Genomic DNA, 21442 nt, shown 5'->3' on the forward strand with positions numbered 1-21442 from the left:
TTCCCTGCGCAGCAACAGTCATCACCAGAGCAGTGTCACAGACTGATGGGTACCTTCTTCAAATGGGTGAGCAGACTGTGCAGGTCGACGGCCTTGACGCGCGCCTCATCGCGCTGCTCGCCGCGGAGCCACGGATCGGTGTGCTGGAACTCTCGCGCAGGCTCGCGGTGGCGCGCGGGACGGTTCAGGCACGCCTGGACAAGCTGATCGCGCGGGGCGCGATCAAGGGCTTCGGCCCGGAGGTGGTCCCGGAGGCGATCGGGTTCGGCGTCATGAGCTTCGTGACCTTGGAGATCAGCCAACGGTACGGGCACGACGCCGTCGCCGAACACCTGGCCGAGATCCCGGAGGTTCTGGAGGCACACACGATCACCGGCAGCGGCGACATCCTGTGCCGCATCGTGGCCCGCTCGAACGCCGACCTGCAGCGGGTGATCGACCAGATCGTCGGCTACGAGGGCATCGTCCGGGCGCACACGATCATCGCGCTGGCCGAGTTGATCCCGTACCGGACGGTGCCGCTAGTGCTCTCGGCAAATCGCCAATAACCAGCCGACACGGACTTTTCGCGCTCGCGGGATATGTGGATCGAGGTCACTACGGTGTCCGCATGGCCTCGGGTGGGAAGGGGTTCGCGCTGGTCGCCGCCGTGACAATCACGGTTCTGGCGAGCACCGGCGTGTGGAACCCGTTCCCGCAGATCTGGTCGTGGATCACGACGAACGGGCCGGTGGCGCCCGGATCCCGATGGCAGCAGGAACTCGGCGGCACCCCGCAGAGCGTCGCGATCGTGGGCGACTCGGTGATCGTGGAGTACCGGACGTCGGTGGAGGCGTACGGGCTGACCGCCGGGGTACCGCTCTGGTCGTCGGACGCGGACTGGGCGTCGATCGCCGGTAAGGGCTCGGACGCGGTCGTGGTCACCGGGCGGCTGCTGACCAAGGGGTACCAGGTGCTCGACCCGCGTACCGGAGTGGTGCGGCGGTCGGACACCACGGCCGGCGCGGTCTGGACGTACCAGGACGCGATCGTCGACCTGAGCTGCGCCGGTGGCAACGACTGCCGGCTGACCGCCTTCGACCCGCGGTCCGGCAGCCAGCTGTGGAGCGTCGGCACCGGCAGCATCGGCTTCGTCCTGGACGCGGCCAACCCCGACCTGCCGGACACCCGGCGACTGGTCACCAACGACGTGGACGACGACGTGGCCGGGCCGCAGCCGATGCCGGGACTGCTCGGATACCCCGACGACGGCCAGGTCCGGGTGATCGACACCGCGAGCGGCCGGCTGGTGCAGAGCGTGCGGCCGGGAACCGACCAGCGGATCGCGGTGGTCGGCGGGCGAGTGCTGACGGTGACCGGCACGGCCCGGGACGGCACCTGCTACTACGGGGTGGTCGCCACCGACCCGCCGCGGACCGGGGTCGTCTGGAAGCGGGACGGGCTCAACCTGCGTACCGCGGAGAACGGCTCGGACTGCAAGCAGAACCGGGACCCGGCCGGTGGATACAACGTGATCCTCGGCGTCGACCCGTACGGGCGCGAGGTCCTGATCAACGGGTACGACGGGCGCAACCTCTGGTACGGCGACAAGGAGTCGGACGTGGTCGCCGTGAACGACTCGTACGCGGTGATCCGCAAGGACGAGAACCTGCGGGGCTACTCGTTCGCGGCGGGCAAGGCCGTGTGGCGGCAGGACACGGGGCGCGACGACGCCACAGCGGCGCTCACTCCGTACGCTGTGATCGTTGTTTCCGGCAATCGCATCACCGCGCTGTCGCCGGATTCCGGTGCCGTCCGTGCCGATGTGCGCACCGATGCGAAGGTCTTCGCGGTGGGACAGAACGGAATGATCGCCGTCTCCGGCCGTGACATGGCCTACCTGGCGTTCTCCTGATCGAATGCCGCATCGGGGATGGGTTCGCATCCGGCCGCCGCGCTGGCCTAGGCTTGCCGGTCATGAGCACTGGCGCCGCTTTCACCTACTCGCCGCTCCTGCCGACCGGCGCTGACCTGACCGAGTACCGTCTGGTCACGGACGAGGGCGTGGACGTCGTGGAGGGCCCGGGTGGCCGGCGGTTCCTGACCGTGGAGCCGGCGGCGCTGACCCAGCTCACCGCGGAGGCGATGCACGACATCGCGCACTACCTGCGCCCGGCGCATCTGACCCAGCTGCGCGCGATCATCGACGACCCGAAGGCCTCGCCGAACGACCGGTTCGTGGCGCTGGACCTGCTGCGCAACGCGAACATCGCGGCCGGCGGCGTGCTGCCGATGTGCCAGGACACCGGCACCGCGATCGTGATGGGCAAGCGCGGGCGGCACGTGCTCACCGACGGGACCGACGAGGCGGCCATCGCGCTCGGCGTCTACCAGGCGTACACCCGGCTGAACCTGCGGTACTCGCAGCTCGCCCCGCTGACCATGTGGGACGAGCGGAACACCGGGACGAACCTGCCGGCGCAGATCGAGCTGTACGCGGAGGACCCGGGTGGGCAGCCGGACGCGTACAAATTCCTGTTCATGGCCAAGGGCGGCGGGTCGGCCAACAAGTCGTACCTGTACCAGGAGACGAAGGCGCTGCTGAACCCGCAGCGGATGATGCAGTTCCTGGACGAGAAGCTGCGCCTGATCGGCACGTCCGCCTGCCCGCCGTACCACCTGGCCGTGGTCATCGGGGGCACCAGCGCGGAGCACGCGCTGAAGACGGCGAAGCTGGCCAGCGCGAAGTACCTGGACAACCTGCCGACCTCCGGCACGATGCTGGCGCACGGCTTCCGCGACCTGGAGCTGGAGGCCGCGGTGCTGGAGCTGACCCGCGACTTCGGGATCGGCGCGCAGTTCGGCGGCCGCTACTTCTGCCACGACGTGCGCGTGGTCCGTCTGCCCCGGCACGGTGCCTCGTGCCCGGTCGCGATCGCGGTCTCCTGCTCGGCCGACCGCCAGGCGGTCGCGAAGATCACGCCGTCGGGTGTGTGGCTGGAGCGGCTGGAGACGGACCCGGCCCGCTATCTGCCCGACGTGGACCTCGGCGAGGAGCCGGTCGTCCAGATCGACCTGAACCGGCCGATGGCCGAGATCCGGGCCGAGCTCTCGAAGTACCCGGTCAAGACCCGGCTGTCGCTGAGCGGGCCGCTGGTGGTGGCGCGTGACATCGCGCACGCGAAGATCGCGGAGCGGCTGGACGCGGGCGAGCCGATGCCGCAGTACATGCGCGATCACGCGGTCTACTACGCGGGGCCGGCCAAGACCCCGGAGGGGTACGCGTCCGGCTCGTTCGGCCCGACCACGGCTGGGCGGATGGACTCGTACGTGGAGAAGTTCCAGGCGTCCGGCGGGTCGATGGTGATGCTGGCAAAGGGCAACCGGTCGAAGCAGGTCACCGAGGCCTGCCAGCAGTACGGCGGCTTCTACCTCGGGTCGATCGGTGGGCCGGCCGCTCGCCTCGCGCAGGACTGCATCCGGCACGTCGAGGTGCTCGAGTTCCCGGAGCTCGGCATGGAGGCGGTCTGGAAGATCGAGGTCGAGGACTTCCCCGCTTTCATCGTGGTCGACGACAAGGGAAACGACTTCTTCGCCGACGTGACCAAGCCTCGGGCCGTGCTCCAGATTGGAGGACGGCCGTAGGGGTCGCGTTTGGACTGACCACAGGGGACTGCATCTGCTGATAATCCTCTATTCTTCGCGTGCACACGCGAGGAATACGGGGGAGCAGTGACTGTTGGTGAGCACAGGCCGGGTGCGGCCGTGGGTAGAGCGTCCGTGCCCGAGAGCGGGCGGGTCGGTGCGGCAGGGGTTGTCGACCGGGCCAAGCGGATCACGTTTCTCGAGGGTGTTCGGGGTGTGGCGGCCGCTGCGGTGGTGCTGCAGCACCTGCTCGCGGAGCAGTTCCCGGGCTATCGGGACTGGACACACGACTACATCGACTTCGGCCGGGTCGGTGTGGTGGCGTTCTTCCTGGTCAGTGGCTATGTGATTCCGCTCAGCCTGGCCGGGCAGACGCTTCCGGGGTTTGCCGCGCGGCGGTTCTTCCGGCTCTACCCGGTCTACTGGCTGGCGTTCCTGGTCTTTGTCGTGGTCGAGCTCGTGGTGCGTGGCGGGCTAGAGGGCGCGACGTTGCCGGTGGTCGTGCTCAACATCCTGATGTTGCACGGGCTCATCGGGGCGGCGAGTCTGCTGCCGCCCGCGTGGACGCTGAGTATCGAGCTGCTCTACTACGTACAGTCGGCGGCGGCCAAGTCGCGGCGGCTGCTCGACATGTCGGTGCACATCGGATGGTTCTGGCTCGGGTTCTACTTCCTGCTCTGCGTCGGCGAGCGGATCACCGGCAAGGACTTCCCGACCACGCTGCCGATGCTGCTGTTCGTGGCCTCGCTCGGGCACGCCATCCACCTGCGCGACGCGTCCGGGCGCAAGGCGTGGATCGCGCTCCTGACGGCGGGCGCGATCGCTGTTCCGGTGGGTGCCTACCTCGGTGTCGACGGCGACGGGGAGTGGCCGCCGTTCACGTACTCGTTGTCGTACCTGGCCGGCCTCGCGCTGTTCCTGGCGTTCTACACGCTGCGCGATCGCGGCATGGCCCGGCCGCTGATCTTCCTGGGCGCGATCAGCTACGCGGTGTACCTGATGCACCCGATCCTCATGGAGGTCTTCCACGATATCCACGGCTGGGTCAACGTCGGGATCAACACGGTTGCGGTGCTGCTCGTCGCGTACCTGATGCACCGCTTCGTGGAGAAGCCGAGCATCGATGTCGGCCGCAGGGTGAGCTCGCGGTTCAAGAAGTGACGCCCGCCGGGACGGCCGTATCGCGGCCGTCCCGGTCGACGGAGATCAGTCCTCGGGGCAGAAGCCCGCGACCGGGCTCAGCCACTCCTGGATCTGGCCCTTCAGCGTGCGGTCCAGGTCCTTGGCGGTCTTGACCTTCTCGATGTAGTCGCGGTCCTTTGCGCTGCGCTCCAGCTTCGTGGCGGACGTCTCGCCGGCCTGCTGGAGTTCCGGGTTCGCGGCGGCGGCGGTCTCCTTGCGGATCTGCGCGCCGACCGTCTTCAGCTCGGCCGCCGCGGCCTTTTCGGCCTTGGCCGCCTCGGCGGTCTGCTTCGCCTCCTTCTGCGCGATCATCTTGCCCATCGCGGCGCCGAACTCGTCGGCGAGCGCGCCGCTGAAGACGGTCTTGAGCCGCCCGCACACCTGCTCGGTGTCGGCCGTGTAGTCCGGTGCGGACGTCGTCGGTGCGGGGGTGTCCGGGGTGGCGGTGGCGGCGGGTGCCGCGATCTCGCTGGTGTCCGCATCGCTGTCACAGGCGGCACCGGCCAGCAGCACGCCGCCGGCGAGCACGGCCAGGATGGCGCGTCGCATCAGGGGGATCCTCTTCGTCGGGGTCATCCAAACATTGCCGACGGTACGTTCCGTTGTCACTGTCGTCCAAACGGTGTGTGATCACGGAGACACGAACAGCCCGTCCGCGGATCATCCGCGGACGGGCTGTACGTCCCCCGTAATGCCTGGCCGCCCCACTACGCACTGGGGGCGCTCTTGGGAAGCATCGGCAGTGGAGCGGCACTGCCGACCAGCTTTCTACAGTCCGCTATCGATTCGCTGTCGATCCGCTCCTGCCACCTCGGCTAGGCTGCCGAACACGGCAGACGGAACGGGTGACTACCTTGCGCTACCGGATCCTGGGGCCACTCTCCGTAACTGCGGACGAGCAGACAGTGGCTGTGACAGCTGGGCGTGACCGAATAGTGCTGGCGATGCTGCTTTTGCACCCCGGCCGGATCGTCGGTCTCGGCGAACTGACCGAGGCGCTGTGGGGCGCCGACCCGCCGATCACCGCGCGCGGGCAGCTGCAGACGTGCGTGTCCCGGCTGCGCCGGTTACTGCCGGACGGTGCGATCCTCACCGACCGGGCCGGATACGGGATCCGGGTCGGCCCGGACGACCTGGACGCGCTGGTGTTCGTCCGGCTCGCCGACGAGGCCCGCGCGGCCGGTGACGCGGCGGGCCTCCGCGCGGCGCTGGGGCTGTGGCGTGGCACGGCATGCCCGGAGATCGACGCCCTGGCGGTGCGGCAGGCGGCCGACGCCCTCGACGAGCGGCGCGCGCTGGCGGTCGAGGACTGGGCGGATCTGGAGCTCGCCGCCGGCCGGGCCCGGGATCTCCTGGGCGAGCTGGGCGAACTGGTGCAGCGTTACCCGCTGCGGGAGCGCCTGCGCGGGCAGCTGATGACCGCGCTGCACCGGTCGGGGCGGCAGGCGGACGCGCTGGCCGAGTATCGCCGGGCCCGGGACACCCTGGTCGCGGAGCTCGGCATCGAACCGGGCCCCGAGCTGCAGGAGCTGCACCGCAAGATGCTGTCCGGCGACGTACCGGCGGTCTCGTCGGCGTCGATCCGCTGCCTGCCGCGTACGGTCGGCGACTTCACCGGCCGCGGTGAGCTGGTGGACCGGCTGCTGGGCGACGCGCCGTCCGGCGCGGCGGTCGTGGTGATCGACGGGATGGCCGGCAGCGGCAAGACCACCCTCGCCCTGCACGTGGCCGCCCGGCTCGGTGACCGCTATCCGGACGCACATCTCTTCGTGGACCTGCGCGGGCACAGCGAGCAGCCGCCGGTCGAGCCGTCCGCCGCGCTGATCGTCCTGCTCCGGCAGCTGGGCGTGGCCGCCGAGAACATCCCGTCCGAGCCGGTGGAGCGGATCGGGCTGTGGCGCACCGAGATGGCCAGCCGCCGGGCGCTCGTCGTCCTGGACAACGCGGCGTCCAGCGCCCAGATCGCCGACCTGCTGCCCACCGCGCCGGGCAGCCTCGCGCTGGTCACCGCGCGCCGCCGGTTGGCCGGGCTGGACGGCGCCCGGGTCGAGTCGGTGCCGATGCTGGCGCCGGACGACGCGCTGACGCTGCTGGAGCGGATCGCCGGGCCGAGGGTCCGCGACGAGCCGCAGGCCGCGGCCGAGGTGGTGCGCCGCTGCGGCGGGCTGCCGCTGGCGGTACGCCTGGCCGGCGCCCGGCTCGCACACCGGCCGCGCTGGCGTGTCGCCGATCTGCTGCACCGGCTGGGCGAGACGGCGCTGCCCGAACTGGCCGCCGAGGAACGGACCGTGGCCGGTGCGTTCACGCTCACCTACCGGCAGCTGCCGGAGTCGCTGCAGCGGGTGTTCCGCCTGCTCGGCGTCCATCCCGGCGGCAGCTTCGACTCGCTCGCGGTGGCCGCCCTGACCGGATCCACGCCGGTCGGCGCCGGTGACGCGCTCGACGACCTGGTCGACGTGCACCTGGTCGAGGAGCCGGAGCCCGGGGTGTTCCGGATGCACGACCTGCTGCGGCAGTACGCCGGAATGCTCGCCGCCGAGCTGACCGCCGACCAGCGCCGCGCCGCGCTGACCTGCCTGCTGGACTTCCAGTTGCACGCGTTCGCCGCCGCGACTTCGCCGAGCCATCAGGAGGGCATGTTCCGCGACCTGCGGTGGCCGGTCGCCGAACGGGCGGACCTGTCGGCGGCGGTGGCCGACCCGGGCGGGCGGATCGAGCGGGAGCGGCCGAACCTGACCGCCTATGTCGACGCCGCCGCGGCCGCCGGTCTGCACGACTACGCCTGGAAGATCGCCCGCGCCGCCTGGCAGCCGCTGTTCTTCCGCGGGTACATGGACGACATCCGGGACCTGCACCTGCGCGCGATGACCAGCGCCGAGCACCTCGGTGACCGGTCCGCGATCGCCACCGTCGCCAACTACCTGGCCTCGGCGTACGGGCGGGCCGGCGAGGACGCGGCGGCCGAGCGGTACCTGCTGCTCGCCATCCGGCTGCGCACCGAACTCGGCGAGATGGGGCCGGTCGCGACCGCGACCGGGAATCTGGGGTCGATCTATCAGGCGCAGGGACGGTTCGCCGAGAGCCTGGCGGCGATGAACACCTGCCGGCGGGCCGAGACCCGCGGCCGCTGGCGGGCGAACCCGAGCGTGGTGCTGTCCACCCTCGCGGAGGTTCATCTGACGGTGGGCAACGTCGAGAAGGCGCTGTACTTCACCCGTATCCGGCTGCTGGGCGTGCTCGACAAGGGGGAACCCGGCCCGATCGCCGGGTCGCTGCTGCTCATCGCGCGGATCCGGTACCAGCAGGGCGTGCTGCCGGCCGAGCGGGCGCACCGCTACATCGACGTGGCGATGCGCCTGGCGGCCCGGGTGGGTTACCGGTCGATGGTGGCCGACTGCCACAACGACCGGGCCGCCCTGTTCCGCGACGAGGGCCGATACGCCGAGGCGGTGGTCGAGCACCGGCAGGCGCTGGCGATCATGTCGACCGTGCATGACCTGCGGCACGAGGTCGAGTACGTCAACGACTACGCGACCACTTTGCTGCGCTCGGGCGACACCGGCGCGGCGCGGGAGAGGTTCCAGTCGTCGCTGACACGCGCCCGCGCGGGCGGACTGCGGTACACGGTCGCGCGGGCGCTGGCCGGGCTCGCCGAGTGCGTGGCGGACACCGATCCGGAGCAGGCGCGGCGCCTGCGGGCCGAGGCGCGTGAGCTGTTCGAGCGGATGGGCGTGCCGGTGCCGGAGCGGCTGGAGCCGGCGCATGTCTGAGGTGCGCTACCGGATTCTGGGCCCGCTGTCGGTGACTGTCGACGGCGAGCCGGCCGGGGTGACCGCCGGCCGGGACCGGGTGGTGCTCGCGATGCTGCTGCTGAATGCGGGCCGGATCGTCGGGCTGAGCGAGATCACCGAGGCGGTGTGGGGCGCCGATCCACCGGCCACGGCCAAGGGGCAGCTGCAGACCTGCGTGTCCCGGCTCCGGCGGGCGCTGCCACCGGACGCGATCCTGACGGACCGGGCGGGTTACGGAATCCAGATCGGCCCGGACGAGCTCGACGCGGTGGTCTTCGGACGGCTCGTGGACGACGCTCGGACCGCCGGGAGTGCGGAAAGCGCGCGGTCCGCGTACAAAATCGGTCTTGATCTTTGGCGTGGCCCCGCCTGCGCCGAGATCGACGCCCAGGCCGTGCGGCAGGCGGCCGCCGCCCTCGACGAACGCCGAGCCCTGGCGATCGAGGACTGGGTGGATCTGGAGCTGGACGCCGGACGAGCCCGGGAGATCGTCGGTGAGCTGGGCGAACTCGTCCAGAGATTTCCGCTGCGGGAGCGGCTCCGCGGCCAGTTCATGATCGCGCTGCACCGGTCGGGTCGACAGGCGGACGCGCTGGCCGAGTTCCGCCGCGCCCGCGACACCCTCGCCGGGGAGCTGGGCATCGAACCGGGCCCGGAGCTGCAGGATCTGCACCGCAGGATGCTGGTGGGCGAGCCGCCACCGGTCCCGTCGGCGCCGATCCGCTGTCTGCCGCGAACGGTCGGCGACTTCACCGGCCGCGACGAGCTGGTCGATCGGCTGCTGGGCGGGAACGCGCCGGTCTTGGTGATCGACGGGATGGCCGGCAGCGGCAAGACGACGCTGGCGCTGCACCTGGCGGCGCTGGCCGGTGACCGCTTCCCGGACGCGCACCTCTTCGTGGACCTGCACGGGCACAGCGAGCAGGAGCCGCTCCAGCCGGCCGCGGCGCTCTCCATCCTGCTGCGCCAGCTCGGTGTGGGTGCCGACGCGATCCCGGCGGAATTCGTCGAACGGGTCGCGCTGTGGCGCACCGAGACCGCCTCCCGGCGGCTGCTGGTCGTGCTCGACAACGCGGCGTCCAGCGCGCAGCTGGCCGATCTCGTGCCGACCTCGCCGGGCAGCCTGACCCTGGTCACCAGCCGCCGCCGGCTGGCCGGGCTGGACGACGTGCAGTCGGTGGCCATGCCGCTGCTCGACCCGGCGGAGGCGACCGCGCTGCTCGGCCGGATCGCCGGGGACCGGATCGCGGCCGAACCCGAGGCGGCGGCCGAGGTGGTACGCCGGTGCGGCGGCCTGCCGCTCGCGGTGCGCCTGGCCGGGGCGCGACTCGCACACCGGCCGCGGTGGCGGGTGGCCGACCTGCTCAACCGCCTCAACGAGGCGGCGCTGCCCGAGCTGACGGTCGAGCACCGGAACGTCGGTGACGCGTTCGCTCTCTCGTACACCCATCTGGCCGAACCGGCCCGGCGGCAGTTCCTGCTGCTCGGCCTCTATCCGGGCCGGGTCTTCGACGCGCCGGTGGCGGCCGCGCTCTCCGGTCTCGCCCTGCCGGAGGCGCGCGACCTGCTCGACGACCTCGTCGACGTGCACCTGCTGGAGGAGCCCGAGCCGGGGACCTACCGCATGCACGACCTGCTCCGCGAGTTCGCCGCGGCGCTGGCGGGTGGTCTGCCGGTGCGGGAGCGGCAGGACGCGCTCGCCGGTGTGCTCGATCTCCAGCTGCACGTGGCACTCGCGACGAACTCGCCGACCCACCGGCCGGTCGCGGTCGCCGAGCTGGGTGATCCGGTGCCGCTGCGCCCGGACCTGGTCGAGGCGCTGGCCGACCCGGAGCGCCGGATGGACCGCGACATCGCGGACCTGACGGCGTTCACCGATGCCGCGGTGGCGGCCGGGCGGCCCGATTACGGCTGGAAGATTCCGCGGGCCGCCTGGTGCCTGCTCTACTACCGCTCCTACCAGGACACCGAGCGGCTCTTCCTGGCCGGGCTCGCGGCGGCCCGGATCGCGACCGACCCGGTGGGCGAGGCCGCTCTGGCGAACTGCCTGGCCTCGGTGTACCACCGGCAGGCGGAGTACGAGAAGGCCTGCGAGCAGCTGATGCTCGTGCTCCAGATCCGCGAGCGGCTGGACGACCTGGACGGCGTCGGGCGGGTGCTGGGCAACCTGGCCAACGTCCACGACGCGATGGGCCGGTTCGCCGAGGCCGTCGAGCTGGGCCTGAAGGGTCGCCGGGCGATGGCGCTGAGCGGCGTACGTGTCGGGCCGTCCTCGTCGCTGAACGCCCTCACCGTCTCCCTGGGCAAACTGGGCCGCTATCGCGAGGGGCTGTACTACGCCCGGCTGCGGCTGCTGGGCGCCATCGAGAACCGGGACCGGCAGCAGGAGGGCGACAGCCTGACCGAGGTGATCCGGATGCGGCGGCACCTCGGGCTGGGCGACCCGGCCCTGCTGCGCCGCTACCTGACGGTCGCGATCCGGCTGACCGAGGGGTACGGCTGTCAGGCCAAGGCGTACAACGACCTGGCCGAGATCCACGCCGACGACGGCCGGTTCGACGAGGCGCTGGCCCTGCACCGGCGGGCCCTGGACACGGCACGGCGGATCGGCGACCGGGTCTTCGAGTCCGAGTTCCTGTACTCGCTGGGCCGGACCCAGTTCGCGGCGGGGCGGGCGGGGGACGCGTACGAGACGTTCGAGGAGCTGTTCCGGTTGAGCCGGGAGTTCCGGTTGCCGTACGCGGCCGCGCAGGCGGAGGCGGGTCTGGCCGCCTGTGTCGCGGACACCGACCCGGACCGCGCCCATCGGCTCTGGACGCGGGCGCTGACGGTCTTCACCGACCGCGGCACCCCGGCGCGTTTCGAAGTGGCGGAGCGGCTGGCGGAGTTGCGAGTGAGAATTGTCCGGTGACGACTGACGAGAGCGGATTCCGGATCGAACGAGACACGATGGGCGAGGTGCGTGTCCCCGCCGACGCGCTCTGGCGTGCGCAGACGCAGCGCGCGGTGGAGAACTTCCCGATCTCCGGCCGGGGCCTGGAACCGTCGCACATCCGGGCGCTCGCCCGGATCAAGGGTGCGGCCGCCCAGGTCAACGGGAAGCTGGGGGTGATCGACGGCGATCTCGCGGGTGCCGTCGCGACCGCTGCGGCACACGTCGCCGACGGCGGTTACGACGACCAGTTCCCGATCGACGTCTTCCAGACCGGCTCGGGCACCTCGTCGAACATGAACGCCAACGAGGTGATCGCCACCCTGGCCTCGCGTGACCTGGGCCGGCCGGTGCACCCGAACGACCACGTCAACGCGTCCCAGTCCAGCAACGACGTGTTCCCCTCGTCGATTCACCTGGCGGCCACCGAGGCGGTGAGCCAGGACCTGATCCCGGCTCTGGAACACCTCGCCTCGGCGCTGGGCGCCAAGGCGTCGCAGTGGTCGGCGGTGGTCAAGAGCGGCCGGACGCATCTCATGGACGCGACGCCGGTCACCCTTGGTCAGGAGTTTTCGGGGTACGCGAGACAGGTCACCAACGGGGTCGAGCGGCTCACCGCCACCCTGCCCCGGCTCGGCGAACTGCCGCTCGGCGGAACCGCTGTCGGCACCGGGGTGAACACGCCGCCCGGCTTCGCCCCCGCCGTGATCGCGCTGCTCCGGGAGGAGACCGGCCTGCCGCTGAGCGAGGCCCGCGACCACTTCGAGGCGCAGGGCGCCCGGGACGCGCTGGTCGAGGCGTCCGGCCAGCTCCGGGTGATCGCCGCCGGTCTCTACAAGATCGCCAACGACATCCGCTGGATGGGCTCCGGCCCGCGTGCCGGCCTGCGGGAGCTGCGCCTGCCCGACCTGCAGCCGGGCTCGTCGATCATGCCGGGAAAGGTGAACCCGGTGGTGCCCGAGATGGTCCGCCAGGTCTGCGCCCAGGTGATCGGCAACGACGCCACCGTCGCGTTCGCCGGCACCCAGGGCGACTTCGAGCTCAACGTGATGCTCCCGGTGATGGCCCGCAACCTGCTGGAGTCGATCCGGCTGCTGGCCGCCGCCTCCCGCCAGCTGGCCGATCGGTGCGTCGCCGGCCTGGAGGCGAACGAGGACGTCGCCCGCGCGTACGCGGAGGGTTCGCCGTCGATCGTCACCCCGCTCAACCGCCACCTCGGCTACGACGAGGCCGCGGCGATCGCGAAACAGGCCCTGGCGACCGGGCGGACCATTCGCGAGGTTGTGATCGAACGTGGGCATGTCGCAAACGGCAAACTAACCGAGGCACAACTGGACGAAACGCTCGATGTTCTTCGGATGACCAGGCCGTAGCTATAAAGAATCGGATTCTGACCTTGCGGTGAGCGAACTTTCTCGATGGGATTCCTCCTAGCCAATTCCCAGGAGGAGCGCTTTCCATGAGAAAACGCGTTGTCACCGGGGCTGTCGTCACCGCGACGGGCCTCGCGTTCCTGGCAGTGATCCCGGGCTCCGCCGCCACGGCGGAGCCAGGCAACACTGTCGATTACACGGTCGTGGCCGCCGACGGCGCCTCCGCCGCGGAAGCCACCGCGGCCATCAAGGCTGCCGGCGGCACGATCGTGACCAGCAATGACGCGGTCGGCGTCTACCGGGTCACCTCGACCGACGCCAAGTTCGAGGCCAAGGCCGTCGCTTCCGGCGCCCTCATCGGCGCCAGCGAGCGCCGCACCATCGGCCGCGCTCCCAACGGGCTCGAGAAGATCGACCTCGCCGGCAAGAACCGGCACGGCAAGGGCGGCAAGGGCGGCCCGGCGAAGGCCGACCCGCTGGACACCAAGCTGTGGGGCCTCGCCGCGATCCGTGCCGACAAGGCGCGCAAGATCGAGCAGGGTGACCGCGGGGTGACCGTCGGTGTCCTCGACACCGGCCTCGACGCCTCGAACCCGGACCTCACGCCGAACTTCAGCAAGAAGCTCTCCCGCAACTTCGCGCCGGACCTCGTCGACATCGACGGCGAGTGCGAGGTCGCGGGCTGCCTCGACCCGGTCGGCACCGACGACGGCGGGCACGGCACGCACGTGGCCGGCACCATCGGCGCCGCGCTCAACGGCACCGGCCTCTCCGGTGTCGCGCCGGACGTCACGCTCGTCGAGCTCAAGGGTGGCCAGGACTCCGGCTACTTCTTCCTCGACCCGGTCGTGAACGCGCTGACCTACGCCGCCGACGCCGGACTCGACGTGGTCAACATGTCGTTCTACGTCGACCCGTGGCTCTACAACTGCACGGCCAACCCGGCGGACAGCCCGGAGGACCAGGCCGAGCAGCGCGCCATCATCGCCGGCATGAAGCGGGCCCTGAACTACGCGCACGCCAAGGGCGTCACGCTGGTCGGCGCGCTCGGCAACAACCACGAGGACCTGGGCAAGCCCCGGACCGACATCTCCAGCCCGGACTACGGTGCGGACCCGTACCCGCGCCCGATCGACAACAAGTCCTGCTGGGACCTGCCGACCGAGGGCCCGCACGTCATCGGCGTCTCGTCGATCGGCCCGTCGCTGCGCAAGTCGGACTTCTCGAACTACGGCACCGAGCAGATCTCGGTGGCGGCCCCGGGCGGCTGGTTCCGCGACGGCTTCGGCACCGACACGTTCCAGACGCTCGGCAACGAGATCCTCTCCACGTACCCGCTGAAGGTGCTGCAGGAGGAGGGCCTGGTCGACGCGGACGGCAACATCACCGCGGACGGTGAGGGCGCGGTCTTCAAGGACTGCACCAAGGCCGGCAAGTGCGGGTACTACACGTACCTGCAGGGCACCTCGATGGCGTCCCCGCACGCCGCCGGTGTCGCCGCACTGATCGTCAGCCGTTACGGCTACCCGGACTTCCGTCGCGGTGGCAAGACGATGGCCCCGGCCCTGGTCGAGGCTCAGCTCTACCGCACCGCGGCCGAGAAGGCCTGCCCGGAGCCCCGCCTGGTGAGCTACGCGCAGGAGGGCCGCTCGCCCGAGTTCGACGCCCTCTGTGAGGGTGGCAAGAACTTCAACGGGTTCTACGGTTACGGCATCGTCGACGCGTACGCGGCGGTCGGCGGTCGCTGACCCGCTCTGATCAGGGGTGCTTGTTCCGCGATCGCGGAGCAGGCACCCCTTTTCGTCTCTAGCATCCTCAAAGTGAAGCTCACCCGCGCGGTCGTCTCCGGCCTGACGCTCCTGGCTCTGCTGCCGGTCACGGCCGTCACGGTCACCGATTACACGGTGGTCGCGGACGACGGGGTCTCCGCCGCCGACGCTGTCGCGGCGATCCGGGCGGCGGGCGGCACGATCGTCAGCGGCAACGACGCGGTCGGCGTCTACCGGGTGACGTCGGGTGACACCCGGTTCGCGGCCCGGGCAGCGGCGTCGGCCGAGCTGATCGGGGCCGCCGAGCGCCGGGCCATCGCCCGGGTCGCGGTCGATCCGATCTCCGGTCCCGGTGCCGGCATCGCACGCGGACCGCAGACCGGCGACCCGCTGGACAGCCGGCTCTGGGGTCTGAAGATGGTTCGCGCCGACCAGGCCCGTACCGTGCACAAGGCTCTTGCCGGGGTGACCGTGGGCGTGCTGGACACCGGCGTGGACGCCGGGCACCCGGACCTGGCGCCGCACTTCAACCGCGAGATGTCCCGCAACTTCGCGCCGGACATGACCGATGTCGACGGCCCGTGCGAGGTGAAGAGCTGCCTCGACCCGATCGGCACCGACGACGGCGGGCACGGCACGCACGTGGCCGGCACGATCGGCGCGGCCGTGGACGGCTTCGGCATCTCCGGCGTCGCGCCGGGTGTCACCCTGGTCGAGCTCAAGGGCGGCCAGGACTCCGGATACTTCTTCCTCGACCCGGTCGTGAACGCGCTCACCTACGCCGGTGACGCCGGGATCGACGTGGTCAACATGTCGTTCTACGTCGACCCGTGGCGCTTGCTCTGCCCGGCGAACCCGGACGACAAGGCGAAGGACCAGGCCGAGCAGCGTGCCATCATCACCGGGCTGAACCGGGCCCTGGAGTACGCCCATCGCAAGGGCGTCACGCTGATCAGCTCACTCGGCAACGCGCACGAGGACCTGGGCAAGCCGCGGACCGACTTCTCCAGTCCCAACTACGGTGCCGAGGCGTACGAACGGGAGATCGACAACAAGTCCTGCGTGACACTGCCGCAGGAGGGGCCGCACGTGCTCAACGCGTCCGCGCTCGGCCCGTCCGGGCGCAAGGCCGACTACTCCAACTACGGGGTCGAGCAGATCACGGTCGCCGCGCCCGGTGGCTACCACGACGACTGGTACGGCACCGACAAATACCGGGTCGCGAACAACCAGATCCTCTCCAGCTACCCGAAGCGCCTGTTGGAGCAGCAGGGCCTGATCGACGAGAACGGCCTGATCACCGACGAGGGCAAGGACAGCGTGGTTCGGCACTGCTCGCCGCCCGGCGCCTGCGCGTACTACCTGTTCGCGCAGGGCACCTCGATGGCGGCACCGCACGTGGCCGGTGTCGCCGCCCTGATCGTCAGCCGGTTCGGCGCCGCGGACCCGAAGCGGAACGGCCGGACCATGAACCCGGACGCGGTCGAGCGCCGGCTCGTCGACACCGCCGCGGAACGGCCGTGCCCGCCCGGCCGGGTGCAGAGCTATCAGAAGGAGGGACAGCCCGCGGAGTACGACGCCAGATGTGAAGGCGGCACCGGGTTCAACGGCTTCTACGGCCATGGAGTCGTCGACGCGTACGCGGCCGTGGCCGAATACTGATTCGGTCGCGCGGGTCGGTACCCTTGTACGGTGACGCTGCGCTTGTATGACACCGCGACCCGATCGGTCCGGGACTTCGTCCCGATGACGCCCGGTCAGGTGGGGATCTACCTGTGTGGTCTCACCGTGCAGTCGCCACCGCACATCGGCCACCTCCGGTCGGCGGTCAACTACGACGTGTTGCGCCGCTGGCTGCTGCACGTCGGCATGGAGGTCACGTTCGTCCGCAACATCACCGACGTGGACGACAAGATCCTGGTCAAGTCGTTGCAGCAGGGCCGCCCGTTCTGGGCCATCGCGTTTGAGAACCGCCTACTGCTCGACCAGGACTACCGCTCGCTGAACGTGCTGGCGCCCACCTACGAGCCGCTGGCCACCGGTCACATCACCGAGATGCACGACCTGATCCAGACCCTGATCGAGGACGGTCATGCGTACCCGGCGGTGGCCGGCAACGGCGACGTCTACTTCGACGTGCTGTCCTACTCGGAGTACGGCGCACTCTCCGGGCAGAAGCCCGACGACATGCGCCCGAACGCCGACGACCCGGAGCGCGGCAAGCGCAACCACCGTGACTTCGCCCTGTGGAAGGGCGTGAAGGCCGACGAGCCGCAGGATGCGTACTGGTCGTCGCCGTGGGGCCGGGGCCGTCCGGGCTGGCACATCGAGTGCTCGGCGATGGCCCGGCGCTACCTGGGCGACGAGTTCGACATCCACGGCGGCGGCCTGGACCTGACGTTCCCGCACCACGAGAACGAGATCGCCCAGTCCCGGGCGGCCGGTCTCGGGTTCGCGCGGTACTGGGTGCACCACGCGCTGCTCAACCTCGGCGAGTCCAAGATGAGCAAGTCGCTGGGCAACGTCATCGACTTGGCCTCGGTCGCCGAGTCCGGCATCCGGCCGGTCGAGCTGCGCTACTACCTGGGCAGCCCGCACTACCGCTCGCGGATCGACTACACCGACGAGGCGCTGCGCGAGGCCGCGGTGGCATATCGGCGGATCGAGGGCTTCGTGCACCGTGCCGCCGAGGTGGTCGGCCCGGGCCGGCCCAAGGCGGTGCCGCCGGCGTTCGCCGACGCGATGAACGACGACCTGAACACCTCGGCGGCGCTCGCGATCGTGCACGACACGATCCGGGAGGGCAACACCGCGCTGGCCGCCGGCGACGAGCCGGCCATCCGCGGCGCGCTGACCGCGGTGCGGGCGATGCTCGGCGTGCTCGGCCTGGACCCGCTCGACGACGCGTGGGGCGGCGGCGAGGGCGGCAACGATCTGAAGCCGGTGGTCGACTCGCTGGTCGCGCTGGCTCTGGAACAGCGGGCACAGGCCCGTGGACGGAAGGACTGGGCTGCCGCCGACTCGGTGCGGGACCAGCTCAAGAACGCGGGTATTCAGGTGGAGGACACTCCGGCCGGTCCGCGCTGGACGGTAGGAGAGCACTGATGCCGGGCAATTCCCAGAACGCCAGCAAGCGGGCGACCTCGAAAAAGGGCGCCGCGATGGGCTCCGGCGGCAAGAACCGCGCCGGGCTCAAGGGCCGGGGCAAGACCCTGCCCGCTGACGAGCGGCCGTGGCACAAGGGCTACTCGGGCACCGAGAAGCTGCCCGAGAAGACCGCGCGCAAGCAGGACAAGGAGCGCCGGGCGGCGGCTGCCGAGGGCCGGGCGCCCAAGGTCGGCGTCCCCGGAACCAAGGACACCACCTGGGGTCGTGGCGGTGGCCGTGCCACCGGCAGCTACGGCCGGGGCGCACCGGCCGGGCGTGGCCGTGCGGCCGGTCCGCGTGGCCCGCGGGTCGCACCCGGGCGCCGGTCCAACCCCACCAAGGAAGGGCCGGAGCTGCTGCTCGGCCGTAACCCGGTGGTGGAGGCGCTGCGGGCGCTGGTGCCGGCGACCGCGCTCTACGTGGCGCAGGGCATCGACATCGACGACCGGGTGGCCGAGATCGTGCGGACCGCCGGTGACCGGGGCATCCCGATCCTGGAGATCACCCGCAACGAGCTGGACCGGATGACCGGGGGCGTGCTGCACCAGGGCATCGGCCTGCAGGTGCCGCCTTTCGCGTACGAGGACTTCGACGACCTGGTCGCCGCCGCGCTGGAGCAGACGGCGCCGTTGCTGGTCGCGCTGGACGGCATCACCGACCCGCGCAACCTCGGCGCGGTGATCCGATCGGTGGCCGCGTTCGGCGGGCACGGTGTCTTCATGACCGAGCGGCGGGCCGCCGGCATCACCGCAACCGCGTGGCGGACCAGCGCCGGTGCGGCCGCCCGTGTCCCGGTCTCGCAGGTGGTCAACCTGACCCGCGCGATCAAGTCGGCGCAGAAGGCGGGCTTCACCGCGATCGGCCTGGACGCCGACGGCGAGACCGATCTCTACCAGCTGGAGGCCGCGGTCGGCCCGCTGCTGGTGGTGGTCGGCTCCGAGGGCCGCGGCCTGTCCCGGCTCGTCGGTGAGACCTGTGATCTGCGTGTGAGCATCCCGATGGCCTCCGACGTGGAGTCCCTGAACGCGAGCGTGGCGGCAGCGGTGACCCTGGCCGAGGTCAGCCGCCGCCGCTCCCACCAGTGATCGCTCAGTAGTACGCCTGGAGACGGCCGCCGTCCGTGAGGAAGAGGCGGCCGTACGCCACCGTCGGCGCGTAGTACTGATAGCTGGGCATCCCCCCGCCCGGCACCGCCTTGCCGGTGACCGCGTCGACGATCGACAGCGGCGCGCCGATCCCCGAGGGGCTGTAGAGCAGGCGCCCGGCGCGCACCGGCTGGCCGGCCGCGTCGGGCAGGTGCACGGACCAGAGCTTGCGGCCGTTGCGCGCGTCCAGGGCGATCGTGCTGCGGTTGCGCGGGACGTAGACGTACCGGCCGTCCGCGGTGACCGACGGCGCCGGCCAGCTGGACCGCCAGATGATGGCCCCGGTGGCCGCGTTCACCGCGGACAGCCCGCCACTCTTGCCGCCGACATAGAAGCGGGCGCCGTTCGGGTCGCTGCCGACGGCGTACCAGTCCTCGTGTGTCTGCCACACGGTCGCCCCCGTGCCGATGGCCACCGCCCGCGACCCCTGCCCCTCGGTGCGCAACAGCAGCCGCCCCCCGGCCGACAGCAGCCCATCTCCCCGAGTACCGGTGAGGCGCCACGCCCGCCACCCGTTCGACAGCCGGTAGGCGGTGGTGCTCAGCGCGAAGTCGGGCCGGGTGTCGACCACAGCCATGCCCCGATCAACCACCATGTCCTGGGCCGGCACCCCGAGCGGGACGTCCCACAACCGCGCACCGGTCCGGCTGTTGTAGGCGCTCAGGAAGCTGTTCTGCCCCTCACACGCATAGGTGAGCGTGATCAGCTTCCCCTCGGCCAGCGCCATCCTCGTGACCCCGCGCTTGGGCAGATTGACGTGCCACCGCCGCGCTCCGGTAGCCGGCTCATACGCACCCACGCCACCCGGATCGGTGCTGTAGACCGCGCCGCCCGCCACCAGAGGCTCCCGCCCCAGCTCGCAGACCGGCGCCCCATGCGTCGCGATGCTCCACCGAGGCTTCACCGCCCCGGTCGTGGACGCGGTCAGCCGAGTCTCACTCGGGTTGTAATAGGTCGCGCCCGGGCCGTACCCGGGCTGTTTCCACTCCGACGCCGGCGCGGGGAGGGGAACGGTGAGGGCCGCACTCAATACGGCCACCAGTACGGAGCTCATACAAGATCAACGAACCCACCCACCCAACCGCAACCACCGAAACGTGGGCGATTCGGTCACCCGGTCCAGAGCGCGTCGATGGGCAGCACCGCGGTGCCGTCCTCGTGGTCATATGCCAGCGGACCGGTGTAGAAGACCACGGCCTTGACCAGTCGTGTCCCGATGCGGGTGCGTAGCGCCTGGATACCGGCCAGATCGGATCGGTCGACTCTCGTCCCCGCCTTGACCTCCACGGCGATGACAGTCCCGTCGTCGCGTTCCAGTACCAGATCGACTTCCTCGGCAATGGCATTCCGGAAGTGTCCGGCTGCCACTGGCGCGTCCCACCAGCTCACCTGCTTGAGGATCTCGCCCACGACGAACGTCTCGACCAGATGTCCGTACTCGGTGAGCACCGACGGGTCGTTCGTCGCGATCTTCTCCGGTGTCACTCCGGTCAGCCAGGCCATTGCTCCGGCATCGACCAGGTGGATCTTGGGCTGCCGGGCGACTCTCGAACCCAGCGTGGTTCCCCACGCCGGCAGCCGCTGGATGAGGAACACCGCCTCCAATAGGCGGATGTAGTTCTCCGCACTGCTCTTCTCCATTCCCACCGCCTCGGCTGCGGCGGCGATGTTGAGCACCTGCCCCGACCGCGCGGCCAGGACGGTCAACAGCCGGGGGAGCATTTCCCGCTGTCGCACGCGAGACAACTCGATCACATCGCGTTCGATCACCAGGTCGAGATAGTTGGCGAACCAGCGGGAGCGGGATCGGCCCGGTGGACGGCGCAGGGCGACCGGCAGACCACCGGACGTGATTCGCCTCGCGTATTCGTCGCGTGTGGTGGACGAGGCGGACGAAACGGCGGGCGCCTCCAAGCCGTCGAGCAGCCGATGGATCAGGGGATCGGCGTCCCGCCCGTCGATCTCCACCTGCGCCAGAGGCAGGACGTCGACCAGGTCGACTCGCCCGGTGAGCGCCTGACCCGCGCGCGGGAGTGTTTCGTATCGGGTCGATCCGGCGAGCACGAACCGTCCCGGGCTCAGATCCCGGTTCAGCTCCGCCTTTATCGCGTCCAGCAGTTCGGGGACGTGCTGGTACTCATCGATCAGCACGGGGCCGGGGCCGCTGACAAACCGCCCCGGATCATTGCGCACCGCCGCCCGCGTAGCCGGGTCGTCGCAGTCGATGACCGGTCGCCGAGAGCGTTCACCCAGCGCGTGCAGCAGCGTGCTTTTGCCAACCGTGCGTGGCCCGTTGAGCACGATCGCAGGCTCCTCGCCCAGCCTCCGTAACAGCACGTCAAGCAGTCGACGAGGAGCAATACCGGTCAGTGATCCCGCCACGCCACCAGACTAGCGTGTTCCGCAATCGCGCTACTTTTCTTCCGTATCTTGCACAACTCATCTTCCGCATCGTGCAGCTAAGCCAGGGGGCATTACC

14 protein-coding genes are annotated in these 21442 nt (G+C 70.6%); 11 read left to right on the plus strand and 3 right to left on the minus strand.

The window, feature by feature from the left end; genetic code table 11:
- The first annotated feature begins 62 nt into the window (after positions 1–62).
- From AB0M02_RS00145 to AB0M02_RS00160, 4 genes are all read left to right on the plus strand, one after another.
- Entirely contained in the window at positions 63–548 is a 486-nt protein-coding gene (locus AB0M02_RS00145) for an Lrp/AsnC family transcriptional regulator (protein WP_364218997.1), read from the plus strand.
- A 62-nt stretch (positions 549–610) separates the two neighbouring features.
- The gene (locus AB0M02_RS00150) at positions 611–1894 is read left to right on the plus strand and encodes a PQQ-binding-like beta-propeller repeat protein (protein ID WP_364219000.1); all 1284 of its coding nucleotides are present in this window, start codon (positions 611–613) and stop codon (positions 1892–1894) included.
- Positions 1895–1956: 62 nt separating this feature from the next.
- Positions 1957–3624: a fumarate hydratase gene (locus AB0M02_RS00155; protein ID WP_364219003.1), complete on the plus strand. Its 1668-nt coding sequence runs from the start codon at positions 1957–1959 to the stop codon at positions 3622–3624.
- Between the two features lie 120 nt (positions 3625–3744).
- A complete protein-coding gene (locus tag AB0M02_RS00160) occupies positions 3745–4785 on the plus strand; it encodes an acyltransferase (RefSeq protein WP_364219006.1) in 1041 nt (346 codons plus the stop codon).
- Between the two features lie 45 nt (positions 4786–4830).
- On the opposite strand, the gene AB0M02_RS00165 is transcribed toward AB0M02_RS00160, so the two are convergent.
- Positions 4831–5355 (minus strand): hypothetical protein, encoded by a 525-nt coding sequence (locus tag AB0M02_RS00165; protein WP_364219009.1) that lies wholly within the window; start codon positions 5353–5355, stop codon positions 4831–4833.
- Between the two features lie 395 nt (positions 5356–5750).
- Between AB0M02_RS00165 and AB0M02_RS00170 the strand changes: the two genes are divergently transcribed.
- The 7 genes from AB0M02_RS00170 to rlmB all read left to right on the plus strand — a co-directional run bounded on the left by AB0M02_RS00170 (position 5751) and on the right by rlmB (position 18903).
- Positions 5751–8576: a BTAD domain-containing putative transcriptional regulator gene (locus AB0M02_RS00170; protein WP_364219012.1), complete on the plus strand. Its 2826-nt coding sequence runs from the start codon at positions 5751–5753 to the stop codon at positions 8574–8576.
- A complete protein-coding gene (locus AB0M02_RS00175; RefSeq protein ID WP_364219015.1) occupies positions 8569–11508 on the plus strand; it encodes a BTAD domain-containing putative transcriptional regulator in 2940 nt (979 codons plus the stop codon). Before AB0M02_RS00170 ends, AB0M02_RS00175 begins: the two co-directional genes overlap by 8 nt.
- Positions 11505–12902 (plus strand): class II fumarate hydratase, encoded by a 1398-nt coding sequence (locus AB0M02_RS00180; RefSeq protein WP_364219017.1) that lies wholly within the window; start codon positions 11505–11507, stop codon positions 12900–12902. The genes AB0M02_RS00175 and AB0M02_RS00180 overlap by 4 nt, the downstream gene beginning before the upstream one ends.
- A gap of 86 nt (positions 12903–12988) precedes the next feature.
- Positions 12989–14650, plus strand: coding sequence for a S8 family serine peptidase (locus AB0M02_RS00185; protein ID WP_364219020.1), 1662 nt, complete (start codon positions 12989–12991; stop codon positions 14648–14650).
- Between the two features lie 102 nt (positions 14651–14752).
- Positions 14753–16333 carry a S8 family serine peptidase gene (locus AB0M02_RS00190; protein WP_364222410.1) on the plus strand — a complete coding sequence of 527 codons (1581 nt, stop codon included), beginning with the start codon at positions 14753–14755 and terminating at the stop codon, positions 16331–16333.
- 30 nt (positions 16334–16363) lie between these two features.
- Complete coding sequence (gene cysS, locus AB0M02_RS00195) at positions 16364–17776, plus strand: cysteine--tRNA ligase (protein ID WP_364219023.1); 1413 nt, start codon at positions 16364–16366, stop codon at positions 17774–17776.
- Complete coding sequence (gene rlmB, locus AB0M02_RS00200; protein ID WP_364219026.1) at positions 17776–18903, plus strand: 23S rRNA (guanosine(2251)-2'-O)-methyltransferase RlmB; 1128 nt, start codon at positions 17776–17778, stop codon at positions 18901–18903. Before cysS ends, rlmB begins: the two co-directional genes overlap by 1 nt.
- 4 nt (positions 18904–18907) lie before the next feature.
- Here the strand turns inward: rlmB and AB0M02_RS00205 are convergent, their stop codons facing one another.
- Together AB0M02_RS00205 and AB0M02_RS00210 are read right to left on the minus strand one after the other, a co-directional pair.
- Positions 18908–20017 (minus strand): PQQ-binding-like beta-propeller repeat protein, encoded by a 1110-nt coding sequence (locus AB0M02_RS00205; RefSeq protein WP_364219029.1) that lies wholly within the window; start codon positions 20015–20017, stop codon positions 18908–18910.
- Between the two features lie 56 nt (positions 20018–20073).
- Positions 20074–21300 carry an ATP-binding protein gene (locus tag AB0M02_RS00210; RefSeq protein ID WP_364219032.1) on the minus strand — a complete coding sequence of 409 codons (1227 nt, stop codon included), beginning with the start codon at positions 21298–21300 and terminating at the stop codon, positions 20074–20076.
- Positions 21301–21442: the final 142 nt, after the last annotated feature.

Origin of the sequence: Actinoplanes sp. NPDC051861 (genome assembly GCF_040681145.1) — a bacterium.
GTDB lineage: Bacteria > Actinomycetota > Actinomycetes > Mycobacteriales > Micromonosporaceae > Actinoplanes.

Bases quoted from the DNA above. Each gene is read 5' to 3' on its own strand.
- AB0M02_RS00155 (WP_364219003.1), top strand. From the start codon at position 1,957: ATGAGCACTGGCGCCGCTTTCACCTACTCGCCGCTCCTGCCGACCGGC.
- AB0M02_RS00185 (WP_364219020.1), top strand. From the start codon at position 12,989: ATGAGAAAACGCGTTGTCACCGGGGCTGTCGTCACCGCGACGGGCCTC.
- AB0M02_RS00145 (WP_364218997.1), top strand. From the start codon at position 63: ATGGGTGAGCAGACTGTGCAGGTCGACGGCCTTGACGCGCGCCTCATC.
- AB0M02_RS00175 (WP_364219015.1), top strand. From the start codon at position 8,569: ATGTCTGAGGTGCGCTACCGGATTCTGGGCCCGCTGTCGGTGACTGTC.
- AB0M02_RS00170 (WP_364219012.1), top strand. From the start codon at position 5,751: ATGCTGCTTTTGCACCCCGGCCGGATCGTCGGTCTCGGCGAACTGACC.
- AB0M02_RS00165 (WP_364219009.1), bottom strand. From the start codon at position 5,355: ATGCGACGCGCCATCCTGGCCGTGCTCGCCGGCGGCGTGCTGCTGGCC.
- AB0M02_RS00150 (WP_364219000.1), top strand. From the start codon at position 611: ATGGCCTCGGGTGGGAAGGGGTTCGCGCTGGTCGCCGCCGTGACAATC.
- AB0M02_RS00205 (WP_364219029.1), bottom strand. From the start codon at position 20,017: ATGAGCTCCGTACTGGTGGCCGTATTGAGTGCGGCCCTCACCGTTCCC.
- rlmB (WP_364219026.1), top strand. From the start codon at position 17,776: ATGCCGGGCAATTCCCAGAACGCCAGCAAGCGGGCGACCTCGAAAAAG.